This is a genomic window from Enterobacter vonholyi (assembly GCF_008364555.1).
GTDB classification, from domain to species: domain Bacteria; phylum Pseudomonadota; class Gammaproteobacteria; order Enterobacterales; family Enterobacteriaceae; genus Enterobacter; species Enterobacter vonholyi.
The window spans coordinates 1-1,682 of sequence record NZ_VTUC01000024.1; the positions used below are offsets into that span (position 1 = coordinate 1).

Sequence of the window (1,682 nt, forward strand, 5' to 3'; positions counted from 1 at the left end):
GACCTATAGCTGTCGCCCTGCGTGGTCTCTTCTGCAGCCAGATTCACGTCGCGACCCGCCTGCAGTCCGACGCTTTTCTCCGCCGCCAGCGCGGCGGCCTGGGCGTTGATATCCTGTCCGGCCTTCAGCACCAGGTTATCGCCTGCGGAAATCGTGGTGCGGTCAAGCCCGGTGCTGTGGGACTCGCTTTTCCCTTTCCGGCTGCTTTCGCTGGTTTGCTCTGCGTTCAGGTTCAGGTCGTTGCCCGCGCTCAGCCCCGCGCTGCCGCCCGCCTTCAGGTCGCTGGCGGTCACGTCAAGGTTGTGCCCGGCATTCACCAGCAGGTTACCGCCCGCACTGACGTTACTTCCCTGATACGTGACGGACGAACGGCTGGTTTTCGCCCGGCTGGAGCTGAATGCGTCGTTGATCTGATTCGCGTTGACGGCAATATCGCCCCACGCGTTCAGCAGCATATCGCCGCCGGAGGCCAGGTTCGCCCCGGTGACGGTGATGTTTTTCCCCGCCTCAAGGGACAGACCATCCTGCGCGGTAATGGACGCCGTGTTGCCCAGCAGGGTGTCTTTCAGGCCGATGTTGCCGTACTTCCCGCCGGCGTTGATATCAATCTGCTCAACCTGGGTCAGGTTGTTGATGCTGCCGTCCAGGCTCTCCAGCGCGACCGTTTTGCCGCTGATGGTGGAGCTGATGTTATTGATATCGCCGATGGCGCTCAGGTTCAGGTCGCCGCCCGCTTTCATCAGGCCGTTGCTGAGGTTACTGATGCTGTTCTGGCTGTCGAGCGTCAGGCTGTTTTTCGCCAGCAGCGTGCTGCCGCCGTTGGTGATGCTGCCGCCCTTCAGGGTGACGTTGTTGCCCGCGATCACGCTGCCGTTGTTGACGGTGACGTCCTTCGGCGACAGGTAGAGTTTCGGTACCATCACCGTTTCGCCGTTGACGGTGGCTTTCTCCCACCACAGCAGGCTGTGGTCGAGCGCGGCAATCTGATCGGCGGTCAGCGAGACGCCAAACTGCAGGCCCAGCGACTGCTGCGCCGCCGCGGCGTTGTCCATCAGATAGCGCATCTGATCCAGATCGGAGCCGATGCCGTTCAGGTAACGGTTACCGGTCTGGTTGAGCACCACGTTGGAAACGTAGCGGGTATCGAACGCCGCATCGCCGAGGAAGCGGTAGTCGTAGTCCGGGTTCAGGTTGAGGCGGCCCAGCATGTAGGACGAGCCGAGGAACTGCTTCTCGTCGGTAAACGCCAGCCGCGTCTCCTGCGGCGCCGTGGACGACGGTTTGATCCCGAGCATCGCGTTCAGGTCGGCAAACAGGGCGGGATCAAGCTGTCCGAGACCGTTCAGTTTCGGGTTGATGCCGATCAGGTACGGGCTTTTCGGGTTGTCGGAGAAGACAAAATAGCCGTTGTTGCCCGACGGCAGCGGGTAAGCGCTGGTATCGACGCGCTGGCCCTGATAATGCCCGACGGCTCCGCCCTGAGCGGTTCTGAGATCGGCGGTGGTGACCCCGGCGTTCGCCAGCGCGCCCAGCTGGCCGAGGTTCGCGTTGCCTTTTTGTGTGGTGGCAATGTTGCTGAGAAGCGTGCCGGACGCGCCGCCGTTTTCCAGCGCGCCGCCGCCGTTAAGCTGCTGCAGCGCACCCTGGAGCCGATCGTTCCACTGCGGCGAGTTCACCGCCAC

Annotated in this window: 1 protein-coding gene; it reads right to left on the minus strand. The window is 62.8% G+C overall.

Translation table 11 applies throughout. The features are described 5' to 3' along the window. On the minus strand, positions 1-1,682 hold a 1,682-nt coding region (locus F0319_RS18790; RefSeq protein ID WP_188035113.1), incomplete at both ends, for a hemagglutinin repeat-containing protein.